Source organism: Clostridium tarantellae (assembly GCF_009295725.1).
In the GTDB taxonomy this organism is placed as follows: Bacteria; Bacillota; Clostridia; order Clostridiales; family Clostridiaceae; genus Sarcina; species Sarcina tarantellae.
In genome coordinates this window covers 1-2,951 of record NZ_WHJC01000365.1, presented here as the reverse complement: position 1 = coordinate 2,951, position 2,951 = coordinate 1, and the positions used below count along the sequence as shown (strand labels likewise).

Annotated in this window: 4 protein-coding genes; all 4 read right to left on the bottom strand. The window is 19.9% G+C overall.

Annotated elements, in window-relative coordinates; genetic code table 11:
- Positions 1-84: 84 nt before the first annotated feature.
- Positions 85-528: an SMI1/KNR4 family protein gene (locus GBZ86_RS14515; protein WP_152891824.1), complete on the bottom strand. Its 444-nt coding sequence runs from the start codon at positions 526-528 to the stop codon at positions 85-87.
- A 31-nt stretch (positions 529-559) separates the two neighbouring features.
- Positions 560-727, bottom strand: a complete 168-nt coding sequence (locus tag GBZ86_RS17385) for a hypothetical protein (protein ID WP_170272276.1) — start codon at positions 725-727, stop codon at positions 560-562.
- A gap of 185 nt (positions 728-912) precedes the next feature.
- Positions 913-1,413, bottom strand: coding sequence for a hypothetical protein (locus tag GBZ86_RS14510; RefSeq protein ID WP_152891822.1), 501 nt, complete (start codon positions 1,411-1,413; stop codon positions 913-915).
- Between the two features lie 369 nt (positions 1,414-1,782).
- Positions 1,783-2,865 (bottom strand): alpha-helical endospore appendage domain-containing protein, encoded by a 1,083-nt coding sequence (locus GBZ86_RS14505; RefSeq protein WP_152891820.1) that lies wholly within the window; start codon positions 2,863-2,865, stop codon positions 1,783-1,785.
- Positions 2,866-2,951: the final 86 nt, after the last annotated feature.

Sequence of the window (2,951 nt, the reverse complement as noted above, 5' to 3'; positions counted from 1 at the left end):
ATATAAATTTAAAGAGTTTTTTTCACAAATAATTACAAGTAATACTAAGTGTTACTTATGTTATACCTTTTAATACTAATCTAATTAAGGTTTTTTTAATCCATTAATAAAAGCTTTAAAACTATCAGCAATCTTATAAGTATTTTCTTCTTCACTTGATTGTGGAAAATAGAATGAATAATCCCAATAATAAATTCCTTTAAAATCATTATCATTTATTAAAATAATCATACTTGATCCAGGATCATCTCCGATTATTATAGAGTTTGGAAATATATCATCTATAAATTCATCATTAACATATTGTAAATCTAGCACTTTTTCTTCAATATTTAGTCCATATAATACATCTAATGGTATATCTTCATTTAAATCTTTAACATTAAAATTACTATATCTTACTTTTGCAGTTCCTCCATTATATTTGATTAAAAATTGTTTATAATCATCTGGTAATGAAAAACCTATACTTTGTTCAAAAATTTTGATTTCTTCTAGTGATGCTCCACCAAAACTATTTATATTCATTTTATCGTTCCTTTACAATTAATTTTTTTTATTATGATAATAATATATCTTGATTTTTTGCTAATAAAAATAATGATAATAACAGCAATGAAATTAGTATTATTTTTATTAGTATTTTAGATTTTTTATTTATTTTTTTCATATTGTTATCAAATTTAGTATTAAGTTTTTTTATTTGAGTATCTGGAATAAATCCCATGTTAGAACCTCCTTTAACTATTCATTATGTTTTTTTATTTGATATCTTTTTCATGTGGAATGTACATTAAAAAAATTATAATTAAATTATTGCAATTAACATTATATTAAAAGTTTCTGTAAAGTTACATTTTATTGTGTTATGTAAATTAAAAGCATTATTTAGAATTACTAAATTGTTTTAGTTTAAGCTATTCCATTCATATGAAAACTTGTTATTATCCATTTTTCATCTATAATGTCTAATTTTATTGTATATAATCTAGCTGAAACTGGACTTATATAATTAATCCCATTTACAATTATTCCCTCTGTATCTTCGTTTGAACTTATATTTGTTATCATTAATAGTTGTCCATTTATATTTAGATTACCTATTCTATCTGCTAATTCAATTTGTTGTAATCTAAATAACGATGAATTTAAAATTTTTTTGTCATATTTTTTTTTGAAATATTGAATTGTATTCTGTCTTTCTTCATAAGTAGTATTTGTAAATGGTAATGATTCCATATCTAATATTATGTATTCTCCACTTTCTTTTGAGTGGTCACTATACATTTTCTCATAAACTAATGTGTATGCATCAATCATCCTAGGTTTTTCAAAATTCATATTAAATATTTCTTCTAAGCATAAAGAATTAAATAAAATAAATACAGATAGTAAATTAATTGATAATTTCATTTTTTGCCTCCGTAAATTATATATTAATAGTATTTAAAATTACTATTAATATATGCAAATATCCAACTTATTTACGTAAAGTAATTTTAAGTAGTGCTAAGTATTACTTTAATGTTATTATAAATAGGACTAACTTAAGAGGAGATTTGATTTATGTATAGTTTATTTAATTCAAAAAAGTTTAAATATGAATTTAAATGAAGAAAAATTATTAGAAATTAATTCATCAATTAATTGTACTATAAATTCTCTTTCTACTTTAGAAAATATTATAAATTCAAAATTTTCAAAAATTGTAATTAAATAAAAAAATAAAAGCAGGTATTTTAATTTTATAAAATACCTGCTTTTATTTTACAATCATTATTTTTAATCATGAATTATTTTTTCTGCTATTTTTTCCGCTTCCTTTAATTTGTTAGTTAATCCTATTTCTACTTTTATCATTTTATCTAAAAACGAATTTAAAGATTTATTAATTAAAATTAATTCATCAATGTTATTATTGTTTTGCATAACATTTTTTAATGTTTTTCCTTGTGTACTTATTAAATCAACTAATGCCGCTTCTTCTTTAGCTATTAATTCTATAACTTTATATATATTATATTCTTCTGTAATATCAGATTGTGGTATGTTTGGTATGGATTGAGTGTTTAGTGGTATACCTGATACTGATGAATTAGGTAATGTTGTATTATTGGGTAAAGTTATTGAGTTTACTGTATCAATAACTTTTTCTATTATTAATTCTCCTGAACATAAATGCTTTGCATTTCTAAAAAAAAGTAAAAATAAAATTTTATATAAGTTATTATTTATTTTAGTAACTATAAAGCTATTTATCTCTGAATATTTAATATCAACTTCGTCCAAAAATTCCATATTTCCATTAGATAAATTTTTAAAATTATTATTAAATAAATAAATCTTATTTTTACAATTTATAAATAATTTATCATCTAAAAGTTTCATATCTGTTATTTCTTCTATTTGTAAATCTAATATAGCTTTTTTAAATTCACCTAATTTATCTAATATATATATATGATTAGTTCCTTTAATTGAAATTAATATTTCATTTGAATCATTATTTATAGTTAATGAACTTATTATTATTGGTTTTATTTCATTCATAATATAATTGTCAGGTATTATATTATGAATATCTAATTTTAATATAGTTTCTCCTTTTAAATTTATTTTATAAATTTTAGGTAGTTCCTCTAAACTAACAGCCCAAAAATATTCTTCTTTCACATCAAAACTTAATGGTCCTAAAAAAGCTTCTGTTGTAATTTTGATTTCATTTTGTATTTTGCGATTTAATCCAATTATGTTCTTAGAGTTCTCTTGTGAAAAAAATATATATTCTTTAGAAGGACACATATAAATTAAATTTTTTGCAGAATTTCCTGAAATTTTAATACTTTTTTCAAAATTTATTTTCATATTTCATATTATCAATTAATTTTTAAAATCTTATAAATATATATTTATTCAAATTAATTTTTTAAATTTTCATGTTTTCATGTAAG

Coding starts and splice junctions, on each gene's coding strand:
- GBZ86_RS17385 (WP_170272276.1), bottom strand. CDS start 727: ATGGGATTTATTCCAGATACTCAAATAAAAAAACTTAATACTAAATTT.
- GBZ86_RS14510 (WP_152891822.1), bottom strand. CDS start 1,413: ATGAAATTATCAATTAATTTACTATCTGTATTTATTTTATTTAATTCT.
- GBZ86_RS14515 (WP_152891824.1), bottom strand. CDS start 528: ATGAATATAAATAGTTTTGGTGGAGCATCACTAGAAGAAATCAAAATT.
- GBZ86_RS14505 (WP_152891820.1), bottom strand. CDS start 2,865: ATGAAAATAAATTTTGAAAAAAGTATTAAAATTTCAGGAAATTCTGCA.